This window comes from Moraxella sp. K1664, assembly GCF_039693965.1.
Lineage (GTDB): Bacteria > Pseudomonadota > Gammaproteobacteria > Pseudomonadales > Moraxellaceae > Moraxella.
Genome location: NZ_CP155576.1, coordinates 2,670,989 through 2,689,229, shown reverse-complemented (window position 1 = coordinate 2,689,229; position 18,241 = coordinate 2,670,989). Strand labels below are relative to the sequence as shown.

14 protein-coding genes and 2 tRNA genes are annotated in these 18,241 nt (G+C 46.3%); 9 read left to right on the top strand and 7 right to left on the bottom strand.

Translation table 11 applies throughout. From position 1 onward, the window contains the following. Positions 1–203 precede the first annotated feature (203 nt). A complete protein-coding gene (rpmB, locus tag AAHK14_RS13010; protein WP_029102716.1) occupies positions 204–440 on the top strand; it encodes a 50S ribosomal protein L28 in 237 nt (78 codons plus the stop codon). A gap of 20 nt (positions 441–460) precedes the next feature. Then, a complete protein-coding gene (gene rpmG / locus AAHK14_RS13005) occupies positions 461–616 on the top strand; it encodes a 50S ribosomal protein L33 (protein WP_003659281.1) in 156 nt (51 codons plus the stop codon). 530 nt (positions 617–1,146) lie between these two features. Here the strand turns inward: rpmG and AAHK14_RS13000 are convergent. After that, a tRNA-Leu gene (locus AAHK14_RS13000) sits at positions 1,147–1,233 on the bottom strand. A gap of 23 nt (positions 1,234–1,256) precedes the next feature. Next, positions 1,257–1,330, bottom strand: a tRNA-Cys gene (locus AAHK14_RS12995). Between the two features lie 540 nt (positions 1,331–1,870). Between AAHK14_RS12995 and AAHK14_RS12990 the strand changes: the two genes are divergently transcribed. From AAHK14_RS12990 to AAHK14_RS12980, 3 genes are all read left to right on the top strand, one after another. Beyond that, entirely contained in the window at positions 1,871–3,349 is a 1,479-nt protein-coding gene (locus tag AAHK14_RS12990; RefSeq protein ID WP_065254959.1) for an efflux RND transporter periplasmic adaptor subunit, read from the top strand. Between the two features lie 9 nt (positions 3,350–3,358). Continuing rightward, positions 3,359–6,505, top strand: a complete 3,147-nt coding sequence (locus AAHK14_RS12985) for an efflux RND transporter permease subunit (protein ID WP_065254960.1) — start codon at positions 3,359–3,361, stop codon at positions 6,503–6,505. A 75-nt stretch (positions 6,506–6,580) separates the two neighbouring features. After that, complete coding sequence (locus AAHK14_RS12980; RefSeq protein WP_194092529.1) at positions 6,581–8,302, top strand: efflux transporter outer membrane subunit; 1,722 nt, start codon at positions 6,581–6,583, stop codon at positions 8,300–8,302. Positions 8,303–8,600: 298 nt separating this feature from the next. Here AAHK14_RS12980 and AAHK14_RS12975 read toward each other — a convergent pair whose 3' ends face one another. Then, complete coding sequence (locus AAHK14_RS12975; protein ID WP_065254962.1) at positions 8,601–9,557, bottom strand: hypothetical protein; 957 nt, start codon at positions 9,555–9,557, stop codon at positions 8,601–8,603. A 174-nt stretch (positions 9,558–9,731) separates the two neighbouring features. Between AAHK14_RS12975 and AAHK14_RS12970 the strand changes: the two genes are divergently transcribed. Both AAHK14_RS12970 and lolD read left to right on the top strand, forming a co-directional pair. Continuing rightward, positions 9,732–10,970, top strand: coding sequence for a lipoprotein-releasing ABC transporter permease subunit (locus AAHK14_RS12970; RefSeq protein WP_065254984.1), 1,239 nt, complete (start codon positions 9,732–9,734; stop codon positions 10,968–10,970). A 9-nt stretch (positions 10,971–10,979) separates the two neighbouring features. Beyond that, on the top strand, positions 10,980–11,660 hold the full coding sequence (gene lolD / locus AAHK14_RS12965; protein ID WP_065254963.1) for a lipoprotein-releasing ABC transporter ATP-binding protein LolD: 681 nt from the start codon (positions 10,980–10,982) through the stop codon (positions 11,658–11,660). Positions 11,661–11,744: 84 nt separating this feature from the next. Here the strand turns inward: lolD and AAHK14_RS12960 are convergent, their stop codons facing one another. The 3 genes from AAHK14_RS12960 to AAHK14_RS12950 all read right to left on the bottom strand — a co-directional run bounded on the left by AAHK14_RS12960 (position 11,745) and on the right by AAHK14_RS12950 (position 15,554). Further along, positions 11,745–12,953, bottom strand: coding sequence for an alpha-hydroxy acid oxidase (locus AAHK14_RS12960; protein WP_065254964.1), 1,209 nt, complete (start codon positions 12,951–12,953; stop codon positions 11,745–11,747). A gap of 103 nt (positions 12,954–13,056) precedes the next feature. Continuing rightward, positions 13,057–14,817: an L-lactate permease gene (locus tag AAHK14_RS12955; protein ID WP_065254965.1), complete on the bottom strand. Its 1,761-nt coding sequence runs from the start codon at positions 14,815–14,817 to the stop codon at positions 13,057–13,059. A gap of 320 nt (positions 14,818–15,137) precedes the next feature. Continuing rightward, positions 15,138–15,554, bottom strand: coding sequence for a glutaredoxin family protein (locus tag AAHK14_RS12950; protein ID WP_065254966.1), 417 nt, complete (start codon positions 15,552–15,554; stop codon positions 15,138–15,140). A 167-nt stretch (positions 15,555–15,721) separates the two neighbouring features. Between AAHK14_RS12950 and mtgA the strand changes: the two genes are divergently transcribed. Further along, on the top strand, positions 15,722–16,393 hold the full coding sequence (mtgA, locus tag AAHK14_RS12945) for a monofunctional biosynthetic peptidoglycan transglycosylase (RefSeq protein ID WP_065254985.1): 672 nt from the start codon (positions 15,722–15,724) through the stop codon (positions 16,391–16,393). Position 16,394: 1 nt separating this feature from the next. On the opposite strand, the gene trmB is transcribed toward mtgA, so the two are convergent. Further along, complete coding sequence (gene trmB / locus AAHK14_RS12940) at positions 16,395–17,084, bottom strand: tRNA (guanosine(46)-N7)-methyltransferase TrmB (protein WP_253842421.1); 690 nt, start codon at positions 17,082–17,084, stop codon at positions 16,395–16,397. Between the two features lie 222 nt (positions 17,085–17,306). Here trmB and AAHK14_RS12935 point away from each other — a divergent pair, with 222 nt between their 5' ends. Continuing rightward, the gene (locus AAHK14_RS12935; protein WP_065254968.1) at positions 17,307–18,239 is read left to right on the top strand and encodes a DUF2628 domain-containing protein; all 933 of its coding nucleotides are present in this window, start codon (positions 17,307–17,309) and stop codon (positions 18,237–18,239) included. Positions 18,240–18,241: the final 2 nt, after the last annotated feature.

The following is an 18,241-nucleotide window of genomic DNA, read 5'->3' as shown; positions in this document are numbered from 1 at the left end:
TATGAGTGAAATTGGTGTAAAATTCGGGCTTTGATTTTTCTGTCACTTTCTATTTATTGTCGCCTTTAACAATAATGATGAAATGACATCACTAACAAGTTTAAATAATCCGCCTAGTCCATACCTAATTTTGTGGCGATTGTTTAAACGGCACAACCGATACCGCTCAATATCCGTGCCACATCGTAATATAGGAGTTCATCATGTCTCGTGTATGCCAAGTTACTGGAAAACGCCCACTAGTGGGTAATAACGTATCTCATGCTAACAACAAAACCCGCCGTCGTTTTTTGCCAAACCTACACAACCATCGTTTTTGGGTAGAATCTGAAAACCGTTTTGTGCGTCTTCGTGTATCTTCAAAAGGTATGCGTATCATTGACAAGCACGGCATTGACAAAGTGCTTGCTGATTTGCGTGCCCAAGGTCAAAAGATTTAATTTAGCAAAAGGATAATACCATGAGAGATAAAATCAAACTCGTTTCTACGGCTGGCACTGGTTATTTTTACACCACCACCAAAAACAAACGCACCATGCCTGGCAAAATGGAAATCAAAAAATTTGACCCAAAAATTCGCCAGCACGTTCTATTTAAAGAAGCAAAAATCAAATAATTTTGCTCTTTAATTTAGGGCGTGCCTACCTTTGATAACATTTTTATAAAATAAGATGAAGATTTAACGCTTTAAGCCATTTTGCATGAAAAATGGCTAAATCTTGTTTTTCATCGTCAAAAACTTGTCTGATAGAATGACTATCAGCCTACGTTTTTTCCTTGAAAAACGTGCGATTTTTCTCATTTTTCATTGCAAATACCAAAGGCAGGCACGCCCTAGAAAATCGCTTAAAACCAAATTCGATATTCGGATTTGGTTTTTTGTTTGCTGATAAAATGGGATTGTTTTAAGGTTTATGCCTAACAAACTTGATATAACCACGGATTTGTAGAGATGTGTTGAACATGCCCTTTGATGACATTACTGCACAAGGCTACACCCAAACATCATTGTGTTTATGGTAATTTTAAAGTTTATTGGGTGTATATTTTTAAATTAAAGGAGTATAGATGGAGTGAGGCGGATGTTAGATGATTTATTTGGACAAATAAAAAATCCTTAGAGAGTATCTAAGGATTTTAAATGAATGGTGCCCGGAGCCGGACTTGAACCGGCACGCTCAAAAGAGCGAGGGATTTTAAATCCCTTGTGTCTACCAATTTCACCACCCGGGCGGATTGCTAAAAGCAATCAAAAATGGAGGCTGGGGTCGGAATCGAACCGGCGTACACGGAGTTGCAGTCCGCTGCATGACCACTCTGCCACCCAGCCATATCTTAGCCAGTCAATGAGCTAAGTGGTCGCTATAATATCATGTTTTTAAAAAATTGCAAGTATTTTTTAAAAAATTTTGAAAATTTTCGTCAAAAATTTATAAAAAAACGGTTGTATTGTTCAAAACTAGCCCAAAAAATCAAGCACTTTTTTTGGTACTAAGGTCAATAAAATTCATAACTTTTGGAATAAATTAGAGTATAATAGTCAAGTTTAGCTGTTTTAAAAAAACAGGCATTTTATCCAAAATGCAATGGCTTTAGCGTTTTGTTTTTATTGATTAATCCGTGATTTGACATCAGTCTTTGGAGTGAACATTCTTAATATAGTCAAAAAAGCAAAACCCTAAAACTCTTTTTTATGATTGCTTTGGGGTGTGTCTGCCTTTGATATTTGCAATGAAAAATGCCCGTTTAAAAAGGCAGGGGAATTGTACGTTTTTCATGTAAAAATTGATTTAAAATGTTGGGTTTTACCTTATTTTTATAAAATGTTATCGATGGTAGGCACGCCCTAATATATAGTAAGCAGGTTTTTATGAAATTTAATTTACAAGTATTAACATTTTCTGTGCTTGTGGCGACCGCCGCCCTAGTGGGTTGTGGCAAAAACGACCAAGGGGCAGGCGGTGCAGGAGCGGGTGCTGCTCAGCAAATGCCCCCAGCGACCGTAGAAGTACAGACGGTATCCCTTCGGTCAATACCCGTGGTCAAGTCCTTCTCGGGGCGTGTGACAGCGGTTGAGACATCTGAGGTGCGTCCACAGGTGACGGGCATTATTGAGTCTGTTGCTTTCCAAGAGGGTAGTTATGTCAAGGCAGGACAAGAGTTGTACCGCCTAAACCGTGATAACTACATCAGTGCTGCCAACAGCAGTATCGCCGCCATTCAGACGGCGGAGGCGAGCCTAATTAGTGCCAGAGCCAGTCTTGCTGCCCAAGAGGCGACCCTTGCCCAAGCTCGGGCGGATTTGGCTCGTGTGGAGGGGTTGGTTGATATTGATGCGGTTTCAAAACAGCTCTACGACCAATACAGAACTGCCGTGAGAACCGCACAGGCAAATGTCGAGGCTGCCAAAGCCAGTGTCAATCAAGCCAATGCGTCAATCAACAGCGCCAAGGCAAATCGTGATGCCAGTCAGCTTGACATGAGTCGTACCATCATTCGGGCTCCGATTAGTGGTAAAATCGGCATATCGGCGGTCACCGCAGGGGCATTGGTCTCCGCCAGTCAAACCACGCCACTGGCGACCATCTCACGCACTGACATGGTGTATGTGGACATCAGTCAGTCATCATCAGAACTCCTAAGAATGCGTCAGCAGATGGCAAGTGGTCAAGCCAGTGAAGGCTCAACAGAAGTACAAATCGTCCTAGAAGATGGTGAGACTTATCCACTCATCGGGCGTTTGGCACTCTCAGATGCCAGCGTGGATGAGGCGACAGGGGCGGTCAAGCTAAGAGCAGTATTTCCAAACCCTGACGGGCTGCTCATCCCAGGGATGTATGTCAATGCCAACCTAGCCCAGTCAGTGGTGCATAACGCCATGCTATTGCCCCAAACCGCCATCATTCGCACACCCAAAGGCGAAACGCAGGTCTATGTGGTTAATCAAAACAAACAAATTGAAGTGCGTAATGTCAAGACCGCAGGCACGTTCCAAGGTCAATGGGTGGTGACCGATGGTCTAACCAATGGCGAGAGTGTGGTCGTGGTTGGCGGTGCCAAGGTCAAGCCCGAGCAAGCGGTTGAGACACGTCCATACTCACCAAACGGTCAAAACACCCAAGGAGCAGGTCAAGCCCCCGCCCAAGGACCTGTACAGAACCCTAACCAAGCCCCCAGCCAAGCTCCTAACGCCCAAGCACCACAACAAAGTGGAGCCAGTCAAGGACAGCAGGCACAACAAGCACAGGCACCAACAGCCCCTGCTCAAAACCCAGCACCAGTAGATGATAGTGACGAACAGGCAGAAGCCCAAGCGATGGCAGATGCTGCTGATGACGTGGCACAATAGGGGTAGGTGATGTCAAAGTATTTTATTGAGCGACCCATTTTTGCGTGGGTTATTGCTATTTTGATTATGCTGGTGGGTATCATTGCGGTACGCAGTTTGCCCATTGAGCAGTATCCACAGATTGCCCCGCCAACGGTGTCGGTCAGTGCCGTCTATCCAGGTGCTGATGCCGAAACGGTTGAAAACACCGTAACGCAGGTCATCGAACAACAGATGAAAGGTCTTGATGGACTCATGTACATGTCATCGAGTTCATCAGCCAATGGTTCGGCATCTATCACGCTGACCTTTGAAAATGGCGTAGACCCAGACACCGCACAGGTACAGGTACAAAACAAACTACAAGCAGCGACCAGCTCACTGCCTGCTGATGTACAACGTCAAGGCGTATCGGTAAACAAGTCAAGCAGTAGTTTCTTGATGGTAGCGTCTTTTATCTCAGAAGATGGTAGTATGACCCAGTCGGACATTGCCGACTACATCAATTCAAACGTGGTGGACAGTCTAAGCCGTGTCAATGGCGTGGGTTCGCTAAATGTGTTCGGCTCGCCTTATGCCATGCGGATTTGGCTAGACCCTGCCAAACTGTCATCTTACTCACTCATGCCATCGGATATTTCGGCAGCGATACAATCCCAAAACGTGCAGGTCTCAGCAGGTCAGCTTGCTAATTTGCCAACCGACCTTGACCGTCAAGTGATTAACGCCACCGTGAGTGTACAAAGCTTTTTGCAGACACCTGAAGAGTTCGGTAATATCCTAGTAAAAACCGACACGTCAGGGGCGAAAGTCTATCTGCGAGACGTGGCGGATATTGAACTAGGTTCAGAGAGTTATGCGGTAAAAACACTCTATAATGGACAAGAAGCCGCTGGTATGGGCATCATGCTCGCTTCTGGTGCTAATGCCCTGGAAGTGCGTGAAGCGGTGCAGGAGCGACTAGATGAGTTGTCACAAGGTTTCCCTGCGGGGCTTAAAATTGTCGTGCCTTATGATACCACACCGTTTGTTAAGTTATCTATCCAGCAAGTCGTCATGACCTTGTTAGAGGCGATTGTGTTGGTGTTCCTAGTCATGTTCTTATTCTTGCAGAACTGGCGTGCGACCATTATCCCAACGCTTGCCGTGCCAGTGGTTATCCTAGGAACGTTTGCGGTACTGCTGTTCTTTGGCTTTACCATTAATATCTTGACCATGTTTGCGATGGTGCTTGCCATTGGTCTGCTGGTTGATGATGCCATTGTGGTTGTTGAGAACGTGGAGCGTATCTTAGAAGAAGACCCAAATATTTCGGTCAAAGATGCGACCGTTCAGTCGATGGGCGAGATTAGTAAAGTGGTTATTGGTATCGCCCTTATCTTGTCGGTGGTCTTTGTTCCGATGATTTTCTTTGGTGGTTCATCGGGGGTGATTTATCGTCAGTTTGCCGTAACGCTTATTACCAGTATGTCACTGTCGGCAGTGATTGCACTGATTTTTACCCCTGCTTTATGTGTAACCATTTTAAAACGCCAAGCCCATAAAGACATTCACACCCAAAAAGGCTTTTTTGGTTGGTTTAACCGCTTTTTCTTTAAAGCCAGTCGTGGTTATGAGAATTTTGTTGGTAAAACCTTTAATGCCAAATGGCTCTTTGCCATTGTCTATGCAGGCGTGATTGCTGTGATGGCATTGATTTTTATGCGTTTGCCAAGCTCATTTGTGCCAGAAGAAGACCAAGGCATGCTAATGACGTTGGTGCAACTACCAGCGGGCTCAACGCTTGACCAAACCGAAGAGGTCATGGCAAAAGTGGGCGGTTATTTCCGTGAACAAGAGGCGGATAATGTAGAGTCAGTCTTTACCATTTCAGGGTTTAGCTTTGGGGCAAGTGGTCAAAACGCAGGTCTGGCATTTGTCAAATTAAAAGATTGGAGCGAGCGAACGTCCAAAGACAGCGTGGCACAGGCGATTGCAGGGCGTGCCATGGCACTAAATGTCATGATTCCAGAGGCGACACTTGTGTATCCGATTGCTCCACCTGCCATTCAAGGTTTTGGTAACGCCAGTGGTTTTGATTTACAACTCCAAGACATCGGCGGTGTGGGTCATGCCAAACTGTTAGAAGCTCGTAATATGCTACTTGGCATGTCCGCTCAAAATGAGAATGTGGTCGGTGTCCGTCCTAATGGTCAAGAAGACGCCCCCAGGCTCAAAGTCAACATCAACCAAGAACAAGCGGCTGCCTATAACCTAAATATGGCAACCGTCAATGTCACACTTGCCCAAGCCTTTGGGGGTAGCTACGTCAATGACTTCATCGATCGTGGTCGTATCAAAAAGGTCTATATGCAGGGCAGTCCTGACAGCCGTGCCACGCCTGAGGACATCAGCAAATGGCACGTGCGTAACGCTCAGGGGCAGATGATTAGCTTTGGGGCGTTCTCAGACAGCGAATGGCAGTTTGGTAGCCCCGGTTTGAACCGTTATAATGGCTTATCATCGCTGAACGTCCAAGGTGCTGCCGCCCCCGGTAAGAGTACCGGTGATGCCATGCTTGCCATGGAAGAGATGATTGCACAGCTGCCCGAGGGTATCGGCTATGAGTGGACAGGTCTGTCGCTAGAAGAGCGTAAATCAGGCGGTCAAGCATTGCCACTTTATATCATCTCTATGCTGGTGGTATTCTTATGTTTGGCGGCGTTGTATGAGAGTTGGTCGGTGCCGTTTTCGGTCATGCTGGTCATTCCACTTGGGGTGATTGGTGCGGTCATCTTTACCATGCTTCGTGGCTTTGCCAATGACGTGTACTTACAGGTGGGTCTATTGACGGTCATCGGTCTGTCCGCCAAAAACGCCATTTTGATTATTGAATTTGCCAAAGAAATCCAAGAGTCGGGCAAATCCCTAAAAGAATCGGTCATGACAGCAGCACGCATGCGACTGCGTCCGATTATCATGACATCACTTGCCTTTGGTATTGGCGTGGTGCCACTGATGATTGCCACAGGGGCAGGCTCTGGTAGCCAAAACGCTGTCGGCACGAGTGTGGTCGGTGGGGTAATCACGGCGACTTTCTTGGGCGTGTTCTTTATTCCGATGTTCTATGTGTGGGTGCGTTCGATTTTCCCATACAAATATAACAAGACAACGAATGTGGACATAAATAACGCCTAAGGCAAAGACATTGCCAAATTAGCCTGCATTGTGTATCATGACATGATTTGGGCTAATTTGGTTAAGAGAGATATTATGAAAAACAACATAAAAACATCACGTCTGTTCATGCTAAGCACACTTACCGTGTTCATGACGGCGTGTAGCACCATTCCCCAAAAATCACAAAGTGTACTGGCTCAGCCAAAAGTGCCCGTGGAGTTGCCTTATGAAGTGCTTGATGCCAACACAACCATCAGTACGCCCGAGATGCCGAGCGTGGCAGGCATGCGTTGGCAGGATTTTTATGCCGACCCCAAACTAAAAGCCTTGATTGACATGGGTCTTAACCATAACAAAGACTTACAATCTGCCATCTTAGCGGTACAAAGTGCCAGAGCTCAATATCAGATTACCAATGCCAATGCTTACCCTAATATTGGCATATCGGGCGGTGCAACTCGTGGAGCAGATGCTCGTGATAGAAATCCTAGCACCAATTATAATGTCGGGCTTGCCCTGTCAAGCTACGAGCTTGATTTGTGGGGCAAGGTTGCCAGTGCCAAAGAGGCGGCATTGCATGACTATTTGGCACAAAACTCCGCCAAAGACGCAGCTCAGATTTCTATTATCTCAGCCATCGCCCAAGGTTATGTCAATCTAAGCTATGCCCTAGCCCAAAGACAGCTTGCCCTAGAAACACTCAAAACCCGTGAGCATTCGCTGTTTATTAATAACAAGCGATTTGAGGCGGGCATTGATGCCAAATCAACAAGCCTACAAGCAGAAGCATCATTAGAGGCGGCGAAACTGGCGGTATATCAAGCTGACACTAATATTTTGAAAGCCCGCAACGGCTTGCAACTACTTATCGGTTCGCCTGTTCCTACTGAGCTGTTGCCTGATATGGGGGTAAATAACATCACCACACAGAGCCTATTTAGTACAGGTTTGCCCAGTGAACTTTTGTACTATCGCCCTGACATCGTCCAAGCCGAACATCGCTTAAAATCAGCAGGGGCAAACATCAATGTGGCTCGTGCTGCCTATTTCCCCAGCATTAGGCTGTCAAGCAACATCGGCTATGGCTCAACCGACTTGAGTGATTTATTCAAATCTGGGGCATTTAGTTGGTCGGTAGGGCCGTCTATTAGCTTACCAATCTTTGATGCAGGGTCAAGACGAGCCAATTATGAAGTGGCACAAATCGCCCAAAAAAGTGCGTTGGTATCGTATGAAAAAGCCATTCAGACCGCATTTAAAGAAGTCTCTGATGTGCTTGCCACCCGTGCCACCATGGAGCATCAGCTAAGCTCACAGTATCGCCTACAAAAAAATTATCAAGAAACCTATAACATCGCCCATGCACGTTTTCGTTCAGGGCTTGATAATTATCTTAATGTGCTAGATGCCGAGCGTTCACTGTTTGCCAACCAGCAAAGCATTTTAAATTTAGAGTTGCAAAAAATCCTAAGTCAGATTGAGCTGTATCAAGTGCTGGGCGGGGGAGCGACACTCTCGGCTGAGCAGATTACAAGCTTTAATAAACAGCGTGCAGCCATGCAGACCGCCAGTATTGCCACTGACGAGCAGATGGCAAGTGTACGCATCAAAGAGATAAGTGCAGTCAGCAGCCCAGAGCTTGTACAGCCTGAGCCTAATAACATCAGCGTGGTAGAGCCATCGAATGTCGATGGTGTGGCAACAAAGCTTGCCACAACCAATGATACACAGGCGACCACCATGCCTGCCACTGGCTCATCAACAACTGCCATCACACCTGCCGATGAGAGTGAACCTGTGCAAGTAACCCCTTGATTTAACCATCAAAAAGTCCGCAATCTGTGTTAGGTTGCGGACTTTTGTTTTGTCATAAAGTAAGCAATGGAATGAGAAATGTTATTAAAAGATGCTGTTTAAACATGGCTTTTAGGGCATGCCCGCTTACGTTTTTTCCTTGAAAAACGTGCGATTTTTCTCATTTTTCATTGCAAATACCAAAGGTAGGCACACCCTAAATTTTCATTTTATTTCAAAAAATGTTATCAATGGTAGGCACATCCTAAGATATGAAGTGGAATGGATTGCAATTTATACACCAAAATCGCTGGCGTGATTACTTTTGTTGGTTGTCAGCGTAGATTGCCACTTGTAGCCAGATGTTTGCTTGAATGTAGTCTTGTGCTTGAATCTGGCTGTTTTGTTCGTTGCTGACGGCAGCGATACGCACCACAAAGGCTTCGGCATTATGCTCACGCAAAATCGCCACATCAAAGAGTGTGATGGGCACGCCAAAAAATTCGGTGTAACTGATGCCTAATACCTGTCCTTGGCACCACGCTTCATCTTCTTGCCCAAAGGTGTCGCCAAACAGATAAATACAGCTTTCCCCGAAGTTAATCTCTACAGGGGCAAGGGGTGTGTTTTCATCACCGTCTTTGGGCGTCCATGTTTTTATTTGTTCATCAATGTCATCAGGCACCACGCCGCCATTATCTGCCACGATGTCATTAAAGGCACGATGATAACGAATGGCTTTGGGATTTTTGACCAATAGCGTCTCATCTTTGTTGCTTGGCTCAATGTTGTACGCCCATGCACTAAAATTAGCAAAGTAGTTTTTTGGGGTTTTGTACTCATGGCGGTTGATGGCGTAGAGTTGGTCAAAGGCATAGACGGTTGTGCCATCAGCGGTTCTAAGGCGTAAAATGGCATCAGCGGTACGTTCACAGCGAATCACTCGCTCAATCTGACAGTGCACCCCATAAGGGCTGTGTACCGCAGGGTAGGCGTTGATAAAGGCGGTGGGCTTGCCGTTGTCCATGGCAAGGATTTGCTTGATATGACAAGGGGTGTCCTGCCCAAGCAAAAGGGTCTTATGGTCGGTACGCCCCACGGTCAAACCAATGGGTAAAGTGGCGGTCTCCAACATGGCTTGGAGCCAATCTGGCACGTCATCGGCAATGTTATTGGTTAAAATTGCCCAATGGTCGCCATGCCCTGCATTTTTGTCACAAGGCAAGTCTATCTTTTGGGGTGGTACTTCATGTTTATAGTCGTAGTGAATGCTCATGGGTGTTCCCTATGGATAAATATGTCATCTTTAATAAGGGAGAATTTTAAAAAATCAAGTCATCTTATCTGGCTGATTTTCATAAAATTTTATCATCATAAATGACAAAATCCCCAAAAGCACGCCAAAATGGTGTAAACTATGGCGTCAAATTTTAAAAGGCAATTCCTATTTATGTTTCGTCCCCTTGCTTTATTTATCGGACTAAGATACACCCGAGCCGAGCGTAAAAACGGCTTTATCTCCTTTATCTCGCTCATCTCAATGATTGGGCTGACCCTTGGCGTGGCGGTACTCATCACGGTTTTATCGGTGATGAATGGCTTTGATAGAGAGTTAAAAACCCGCATTTTGGGCATGGTGTCACAGGCAAATGTCAGCTCTTATGAGATCATGCCTGATTGGCAAACACTTGCCAAAAAGATTGAAGAGAATGACAAAAATGTCGTGGCAACTGCTCCGTTTATTGGATTGCAAGGCATGCTGACCGCTCATGGACAGGTGGCGGGCATTATGGTAACAGGCATTGAGCCTGAGCATGAGACGAAGGTCTCCATCATTGGCGAGCATATGGTGCAAGGCGACATCCATGCCCTAAAAGCGGGCGAATTTGGCATTGTGCTGGGTGAGAGCATGGTGCGTTCTATGGGGCTTACCATGGGGGATAAGATCACGTTGGTGCTGCCCGAAGCATCGGTATCGGCGGCGGGTGTCGTCCCTAGATTTAAGCGGTTTACCTTGGTGGGTATGTTTAATATCAGTCAAGAGATAGACAATCACATGGCATATGTTGCCATGCGTGATGCAGGCGTGCTACTGCGTTTGCCCGAAGGAGCTCAGGGCATTCGCCTAAAAATGAATGATATTTTTAAAGCCCCCCAAGCAGCAGTCAAAGCCCAAAATGTCGCCCCTGAGCGTCTGATGGCAGATGATTGGACAAGTACGCATGGCAATCTGTTCTCTGCCATTCAAATGGAAAAAGCGATGATTGGGCTGTTGCTGTTTTTGATTGTGGTGATTGCATCTTTTAATATCGTATCCAGCCTTGTCATGCTTGTGACGGACAAAAAATCAGACATTGCCATCTTAAAGACCTTTGGGGCAAGTCCTAAGCTCATCATGCAGGTCTTTATGGTGCAGGGCATGATTATCGGGGTCATCGGTACGGTGGCAGGGACGATTTTGGGCGTGACTTTTACGCTGACCGTCAGTCAGTTGCTGGGCTTTATTAATAATGTGTTTGGTCTGCACTTGTTTGATGCGTATTTTGTCAATTATCTGCCAACGCACATTAAGGTAACGGATATTTTATTAATCACGTCGTCGTCATTTTTATTGTCATTTATCATGACCATTTATCCTGCCTTAAAAGCAGCAAAAATCCAGCCTGCCCAAACTTTGCGTTATGAATAAGGGGGTGACATGAGTATTATTTTACAGGCAAAAAACATCAGTAAAATCTATGATGAAGGTAAAATTCAAACGTCCGTGCTGACAGGGCTTGATTTAACTGTTCATCAAGGCGAACGTGTCGCCATCGTCGGTAGTAGTGGTTCGGGCAAAAGTACACTCTTGCACTTACTGGGGGGCTTGGATATACCGACCACAGGCGAAGTGTGGCTCAAAGGCGTGTGCCTAAATCATTTGAGTGAGACGGCACGTGGGCACATGCGTAATGAGCATTTGGGCTTTATTTATCAGTTTCATCATCTGCTGGCAGAGTTTAATGCCACCGAAAATGTCGCCATGCCCCTGCTCATGCGTGCTGATGTGAGCATTAATGAAGCGACAGACAGGGCAAATGAGCTACTTGACCGTGTTGGCTTGTCACACCGTACCCATCACCGCCCAAGCGAGTTGTCAGGTGGTGAACGTCAGCGTGTGGCAATCGCTCGGGCATTGGTAACACGCCCGAGTTTGGTGTTGGCTGATGAGCCAACGGGCAACCTAGATGATGATAATGCTTTGGCGGTGTTTGAGCTACTCTCAGAGCTACAAGACACGCTTGGCATGGCACTACTCATGGTCACGCATGACAGAGCATTGGCGGCACGAGCTGATAGAGTGCTACACATGAAAAGTGGGACGTGGGCGGAGTTTTGATGGATGATTGAATGGACTGCATGGGCTTGTCATAGGGAAGTGCATCAGCAAAAAAACCACGTCCTAAGACGTGGTTTTGTGTTTTTACCAACGAATTGGCGTAACGTGTGGGTTGCTGGCTTTGAGATTTTCATAAGTGCCTTTGACAAAGATGTCTTCATTGACGGTGCTGATGTTGGTATGACCGCAGAACGCCATTGTGATGTCGCACTCTTTGTAGATAATCTCTAAGGCACGGCGAACGCCATCTTCGCCATACGCCCCCAGACCATATAGGAACGAGCGACCTATCATCGTGCCTTTTGCTCCTAGTGCGATGGCTTTTAGCACGTCTTGACCTGAGCGGATACCACTGTCTAGCCAGATTTCGCATTTTGAGTTTTCTGCTTGTACCGCTTGCACACAGTCGGCAAGACTGGCGATGGAGCTTGGGGCTCCGTCTAGCTGACGACCACCGTGGTTGGAGATGACCATCGCATCCGCCCCTGATTTGGCGGCCAAAATGGCATCTTCGGGTTCCATAATGCCCTTGATGATAAGCGGCCCGCCCCATAACTCTTTGATGCGAGCGACATCATCCCAGTTAAGACGAGGGTCAAACTGCTCTGCTGTCCATGATGATAGGCTAGATAAGTCGCCCACACCCTCGGCATGACCGACAATATTACGAAATGTATGGCGTTTGGTGCCAAGCATATTAAAGCACCATTCAGGCTTAGTCATCAGATTGATGATGTTGGTCAGGGTTGGTTTGGGCGGTGCAGACAGTCCGTTTTTGATGTCTTTGTGGCGTTGTCCCAGTACTTGCAAATCAGCAGTTAGGATAAGGGCAGAGCATTTGGCTTGTTTGGCACGGTGGATGAGATTTTCCATGAATTTCTTATCACGCATGACATACAGCTGAAACCAAAACGGCTTCGTGGTATTCTCTGCCACATCTTCAATAGAGCAGATGCTCATGGTTGAGAGCGAAAAAGGAATGCCAAATTTTTCAGCGGCACGAGCAGCATGAATCTCGCCATCAGCCCACATCATGCCTGTAAAGCCAGTTGGGGCGATTGCCACAGGCATATGCACATCTTGCCCTATCATCTGAGTGGCAAGCGAGCGACCTTCCATATCCACCAGTACTCGCTGGCGTAGCTTAATGCGGTCAAAGTCGGTCTCGTTGTTGCGATAAGTGGTCTGAGTCCACGAACCACTGTCCACATAGTCATAAAACATGCGTGGTACTTTACGCTCAGCAATGCGACGCAGGTCTTCAATTTCGGTGATTTTGCTTAAATCTGCCATAAAACAGCCTTAGTTTTAAAGTTTTAAAGGTGGGTATATTTTACAATACTTTATAAAAAATAACAAAAGGGATTATCAAAATCCCTTTTGTTTGTGGTGAGTATCAGACTCGCTCACTCTTTTTGCTAATAACAGTCATGATGACAAAGAAAGTCGTCGCCCATAATGCTGCTGCTATCCACCATATGGGGTTAAAGATGAACGCCATGCCTACCAAACCCCCTTGCACCACATAATAACTCATGGCGATGAGCGTCTTACGAATGACCAAACCCTCACGGTTTACCAGTCCAACCACCGCACAGGCAGCAACGACGTTATGCACACTGATCATGTTGCCAGCTGCACCGCCTACTGCTTGCAGAGAAACTACTTTGGCGGCATCCATGACATCTAAGTTGATTTGAGTGGCAGTGCTCCACTGAAAATGACTAAACATCATGTTAGAGACGGTGTTAGACCCTGCAATAAATGCCCCCAACGCCCCAATCCACGGAGCAAACAGTGGCCATGCCCCTGCAAACATGTCCGCCGCCCCTGCTGCCAGTACATTTGGCATGGATATAATTGGCTTGACAGCATCAGCAGGTGCACCAGAGTTAATAAATACTTGCACCATCGGAATGGAGAACAGTAGGGCAGGAGCGGCAGCTATCATGGTTTTGCCTGAGGCTGACCAGCTTTTTTTGATGGTATCGCCTTTCATGCCAAACAAAAAGATACAGATGATAGAGACAAGCAGTAGCACCGTTGCAGGTGAGTACAAAAGCTGTGTTTTATTGGTGATGTTAGTCTCTAAGATATTACTAAACGTAATGACGGCATTGCTGCTTAACCAGTCTTTTAATGGCTTGATGGTACGAGTGGCAATCAAGATGCAGATGACCAATAAATAAGGAGAGAATGCTTTGACAATGGAAAATTTGGCTTTTTCATTCACATCAACATTGGTGGTTGCCAGTGTGCCTTTCCAATCTTCTTCCCATGTATCACGGCTTTCAAAATCAAAGGTGTTTTTTGGGGTCAAAAAACCCATTTTGGCAGCTGGTACGACGATACCAAGACCGACCACCGCCCCAACCAAAGAGGGCAGTTCTGGACCGACAAATTTGGCAGTCAAGTAGTAAGGAATGACAAAACAAAGACCTGCAAATATAGCAAAAGGAGCGGCTTCAAAGCCTTGACGGAACGAGCGTTTTGCCCCAAAGAATTTGGTTAAAAAACAGCACAGAATTAATGGAATTAAAAAACCCACAACCGAGTGTACAAATGCAACATTTGCCCCAATCTGTACGATATAATCGCCAAAGGCGATGCCTTGCTGACCAATGGTAGCACTTACATCATCTTTGTTTTCAAGACCTGAGTTCACACCAATGAGAATGGGTGTGCCGACCGCACCATAGGAGACAGGAGCGGATTGAATGATGAGAATCGCCATGACGCATGCCATTGCAGGAAAGCCGAGTGCCAGCAGTAAGGGAGCACCGACCGCCGATGGCGTACCCCAACCTGTTGAACCTTCAATGAGCGAACCAAACAGCCATGCCACGATAATCATTTGTACACGGCGGTCAGGCGAGATGCCCATAAAACCTTGACGAATGGCAACGATTGCTCCGCTCTCTTTTAGGGTGTTAAGCAGCAACACCGCTGTAAAGACAATAAATAGCACATTGACAGCGGTCAGTACGCCATGAATGGTTGCAGCGGCAACCTGACTGCCAGAGGTCTGCCATACAAACAATGACAGCAAGGCGGTTGCAAAATATGCCACAGGCATGGCAATTTTGGCAGGCAATCGCATGACGACCAATAAGATAAAAACAATTAAAATTGGTAATAGTGCCAAAAAGATTAGCATATACACTCCTTTGTCTAATATAAAAACCGTACGCCCATCTGTATTGTGACTTCAGTATTTGAAATGGCATTTATTGTTGGGTCATACAAAAAACAATGGTTTACAATGTCATTTTGGCATCACAAAGCCCTGTTTTGATAAAATTTAACAAAAGCCACAATATAAAAATGGTTATTTACAATAAATCTCATTAACAACTAATGAGTGAGATGCTATTTTACTCAAAAACTTATTAAAAATAAATAACTGATTTTTAAAAATAATAAAATTTTATTGTTTTTTGTGATTTAAAAAACTAATAAAAATGAAAATGTGTCTATTTATTTGATGTGTTTGTGGTGATGATTTGGCAAAAGATGAATGACATCCATGACACCAAACGGATAGCACAGCAGGTGGGTGGGAGTGATAAGAATGGGGATGAGCGTGCCTAGATGGTCAATTAACTCTTCGCTGCCGGCTAGGTCAAGCACATGAATGGCAGGCATGTGTGGGTTCATGGCTTGGGCTTGGGTCAGTAGAGCGTGGCTGGCGTGGCACAGATGACAACCGTCCGTGCCTAAAAGATACCAATCTGTGGCAGGGTTGGATGTGTGGATGAGCTGACTGTCCGAACCTGCAAATGTCGCCAATAGTAGGGTATGGAATGTGCGGTATTCGTTATGGTCTAGGCAAGTCAGGGCAAAGCGGTCATCTGTTAAGTTTTGTAAGTATTTGATAAAATTAATATTATTCATAAAAAATAATGCCCTGTGGCAAAAAATCGTGTAAAATAGGGCGTTTATTATAGCAAATACGCCCCAAGTTTATCTTATTAGTTTATTTTATGTTTAAAAAAACCACAAATACGCCATCTCAGCCCAGTCCCGACCCACAAACTCCGCCCAAACCCAAAAGACGGGGACTGGTGGCATGGCTGTGGCGATGGGTGATAGCTCCGCTATTGGTGTTGGTCATCAGCTTTCATCTGCTCATTGCTGCCATGCTGGGTGTGTGGAAAGTCGCCCCTGTCGGTAACTCCATGTTTATGGTCGCTCATCGCCTATCGGGGGGCGAGGTTACACAGGTATGGGTGGATTATGATAATATCGCCAAAGCGGTCAAACAGGCGGCGGTGGCGAGTGAAGACGCCAAATTTGCCACGCATAATGGCTTTGACATGGACGGTATTGAGCGTGCCATTAGGGCAAACGAAGCAGGCGGGGCGGTGTCAATGGGTGGCTCGACCATCAGCCAACAGCTTGCCAAAAATTTGTTTTTGACATCGCACCGCTCTTACATTCGTAAGGGTGAGGAGGCGATTATTACGGTGATGATGGAGGGTATGTGGGATAAACAGCGGATTTTGGAAGTGTATCTGAACGTGGCGGAATTTGGCGAGGGCATTTATGGCATTGAGGCGGCGGCTCGGCATTATTATGGCAAATCTGCCAAAAACCTAAGCCGTGAGCAGTCGGCACTACTCATCAGCATGCTCCCCAATCCCAAATATTACCAAAAAAATCTCAATAACCGTCGCCTACAAAACAAAAAGCGGATTATCATGAAGCGTATGCCCAGTGCGGTATTGCCTTAGCTTACACCTTTTTATACAGCAAATCCCAAGACGCACGCCCATAGTCTGCTCCACGTTTTTCAAATTTGGTGGCAGGGCGAAAGTCGGGACGTGGCGAAAAGTTGCCATGTCCTGCCATGTTTTCAAATTGGCTCATATTATCCAAAACTTCAAGCATCCATAGGGCATAATGCTCCCAATCGGTCGCACTGTGAAAAATTCCGCCTGTTTTTAATTTGTCCGCCACTAAGGTCATGCGTTCTGTGGTAACAAAACGGCGTTTATAGTGTCGTTTTTTTTGCCAAGGGTCAGGAAAGTAGAGTTGTACGGTATCTAAATGTTCATCTGGTAGGTTATTTAACAAGGCAATCGCATCGCCATTTAGCACCTTTAAATTGGTCAGTCCCAATTCATGAGATAAGTAAGCAGTACGCCCAATCCCTGGTTCGTGAACTTCTATACCGGCAAAGTTACGAGCTGGCTCGACTTGTGCCATTTCTACCAAGCTGTCGCCCATGCCAAAGCCGATTTCTAGGGTCAAGGGGGCGTTCTCGCCATTTGGTGTGTCTTTAAAAAATGCCCGCAAATCGGTGATGTTGGACACATCGCCCAATTTGCCCAAATCCTTACCGTGATTGATGATGTACGGAGCAAAGGCGGGGTCGGTCAAGGCTTGTTCGGCATACTGGCTTAGGTGCGTTCGCCGTCTCATAAAGGTGGCGATGGCGTGGCTATACTCGGTCGGTGTGCGAGATAAGTTTTGGATTTCTTGGCTGATGGTATCCCGAGAGATGTCAGGGGTTTGGCGGTCGCCCCCAACAGGGGCAAGGGGGGCTTTTGGGGTGGATTGGTCTGGGTTAGTCATGGTATATTATCTAAAAAAGGCGTAAAATAGTGCCTATTATAAAGCATTCATCGGTTAAGTACAAAATTTATGTTTCGTTTGCCATTTTTAGAAGACACGACCCCGCCCCCATTTTATTTGCCCCACTTATCCGACAAAGAGCGGATACAGCTTGATAAATGGTTCATTGGCACACGCTCGCAAAGCTATTATTTAAAGCGATTTGAGCAATTTGACAAGGCAGGCAAACTGCACGCCCGTTGGAATTGGTCGGCGTTTTTCACCACGTTTGGCTGGTTGTTATACCGCAAGCGTTATCTGGACTGTGTGGTGTATTGTGTGGCAGGGTGGTCGTTCATTAAGCTCAACATCGTCATTATTTTGGCGGTGTGTGAGTTTTTATTTGTGGGTAAACTGCCCGATGACTATCAGATGTACACACGGCTCATGATAGCTGGGGCGGTGTGGCTGTTTTGGTCGAGCATGGTGGCACGCTGGGCGGACGCGTATTATTATCGCATGGCACGGCGTGAGATTGCCGATGTGGTGGAGTTGTATCCTGCTGACAAAGACGCCCAAAAGGCATATTTGGCAGAGCATGGCGGGGTTAGTGTGGTGGGGCTTGGCGTGGCGTTTGCCATGTTTGGGACGTTGCTTGCGATCATTGTATTACAATTTGTGCCGATTATCGCCATTCAAAAAGAGCAGGCAGTGATTTTTGAGAGTTATCGCAGTACCAATGCCATTGCCAAGCGAGTGGAGCTCATCTATGAGCAAACAGGTAACTGCCCTGTGGGTCTGCCTGTTACTACCGACAACCAAAGGGTGAGCGTGGAAGTGGTGGCAAGCCTGCCCTATGCCAAGACCGATTGTGCGGTGGTGGCAACGGTGTCAGGGGCGAGTTATCCGGTGCGGTATTTAAACGGTCGGCATTTGGCGATTTATCATCAAATAGATGATAAGGTGTGGCGGTGTCAGACATCACTGAACAAAAAACAAACACCAAAACGTTGTGTGGGGTAGTT

Excerpts from the sequence above, each read along its gene's own strand:
- AAHK14_RS12980 (WP_194092529.1), top strand. The coding sequence starts at position 6,581 with ATGAAAAACAACATAAAAACATCACGTCTGTTCATGCTAAGCACACTT.
- AAHK14_RS12970 (WP_065254984.1), top strand. The coding sequence starts at position 9,732 with ATGTTTCGTCCCCTTGCTTTATTTATCGGACTAAGATACACCCGAGCC.
- AAHK14_RS12960 (WP_065254964.1), bottom strand. The coding sequence starts at position 12,953 with ATGGCAGATTTAAGCAAAATCACCGAAATTGAAGACCTGCGTCGCATT.
- AAHK14_RS12985 (WP_065254960.1), top strand. The coding sequence starts at position 3,359 with ATGTCAAAGTATTTTATTGAGCGACCCATTTTTGCGTGGGTTATTGCT.
- AAHK14_RS12950 (WP_065254966.1), bottom strand. The coding sequence starts at position 15,554 with ATGAATAATATTAATTTTATCAAATACTTACAAAACTTAACAGATGAC.
- rpmG (WP_003659281.1), top strand. The coding sequence starts at position 461 with ATGAGAGATAAAATCAAACTCGTTTCTACGGCTGGCACTGGTTATTTT.
- trmB (WP_253842421.1), bottom strand. The coding sequence starts at position 17,084 with ATGAGACGGCGAACGCACCTAAGCCAGTATGCCGAACAAGCCTTGACC.
- AAHK14_RS12975 (WP_065254962.1), bottom strand. The coding sequence starts at position 9,557 with ATGAGCATTCACTACGACTATAAACATGAAGTACCACCCCAAAAGATA.
- AAHK14_RS12935 (WP_065254968.1), top strand. The coding sequence starts at position 17,307 with ATGTTTCGTTTGCCATTTTTAGAAGACACGACCCCGCCCCCATTTTAT.
- lolD (WP_065254963.1), top strand. The coding sequence starts at position 10,980 with ATGAGTATTATTTTACAGGCAAAAAACATCAGTAAAATCTATGATGAA.
- AAHK14_RS12990 (WP_065254959.1), top strand. The coding sequence starts at position 1,871 with ATGAAATTTAATTTACAAGTATTAACATTTTCTGTGCTTGTGGCGACC.
- rpmB (WP_029102716.1), top strand. The coding sequence starts at position 204 with ATGTCTCGTGTATGCCAAGTTACTGGAAAACGCCCACTAGTGGGTAAT.
- AAHK14_RS12955 (WP_065254965.1), bottom strand. The coding sequence starts at position 14,817 with ATGCTAATCTTTTTGGCACTATTACCAATTTTAATTGTTTTTATCTTA.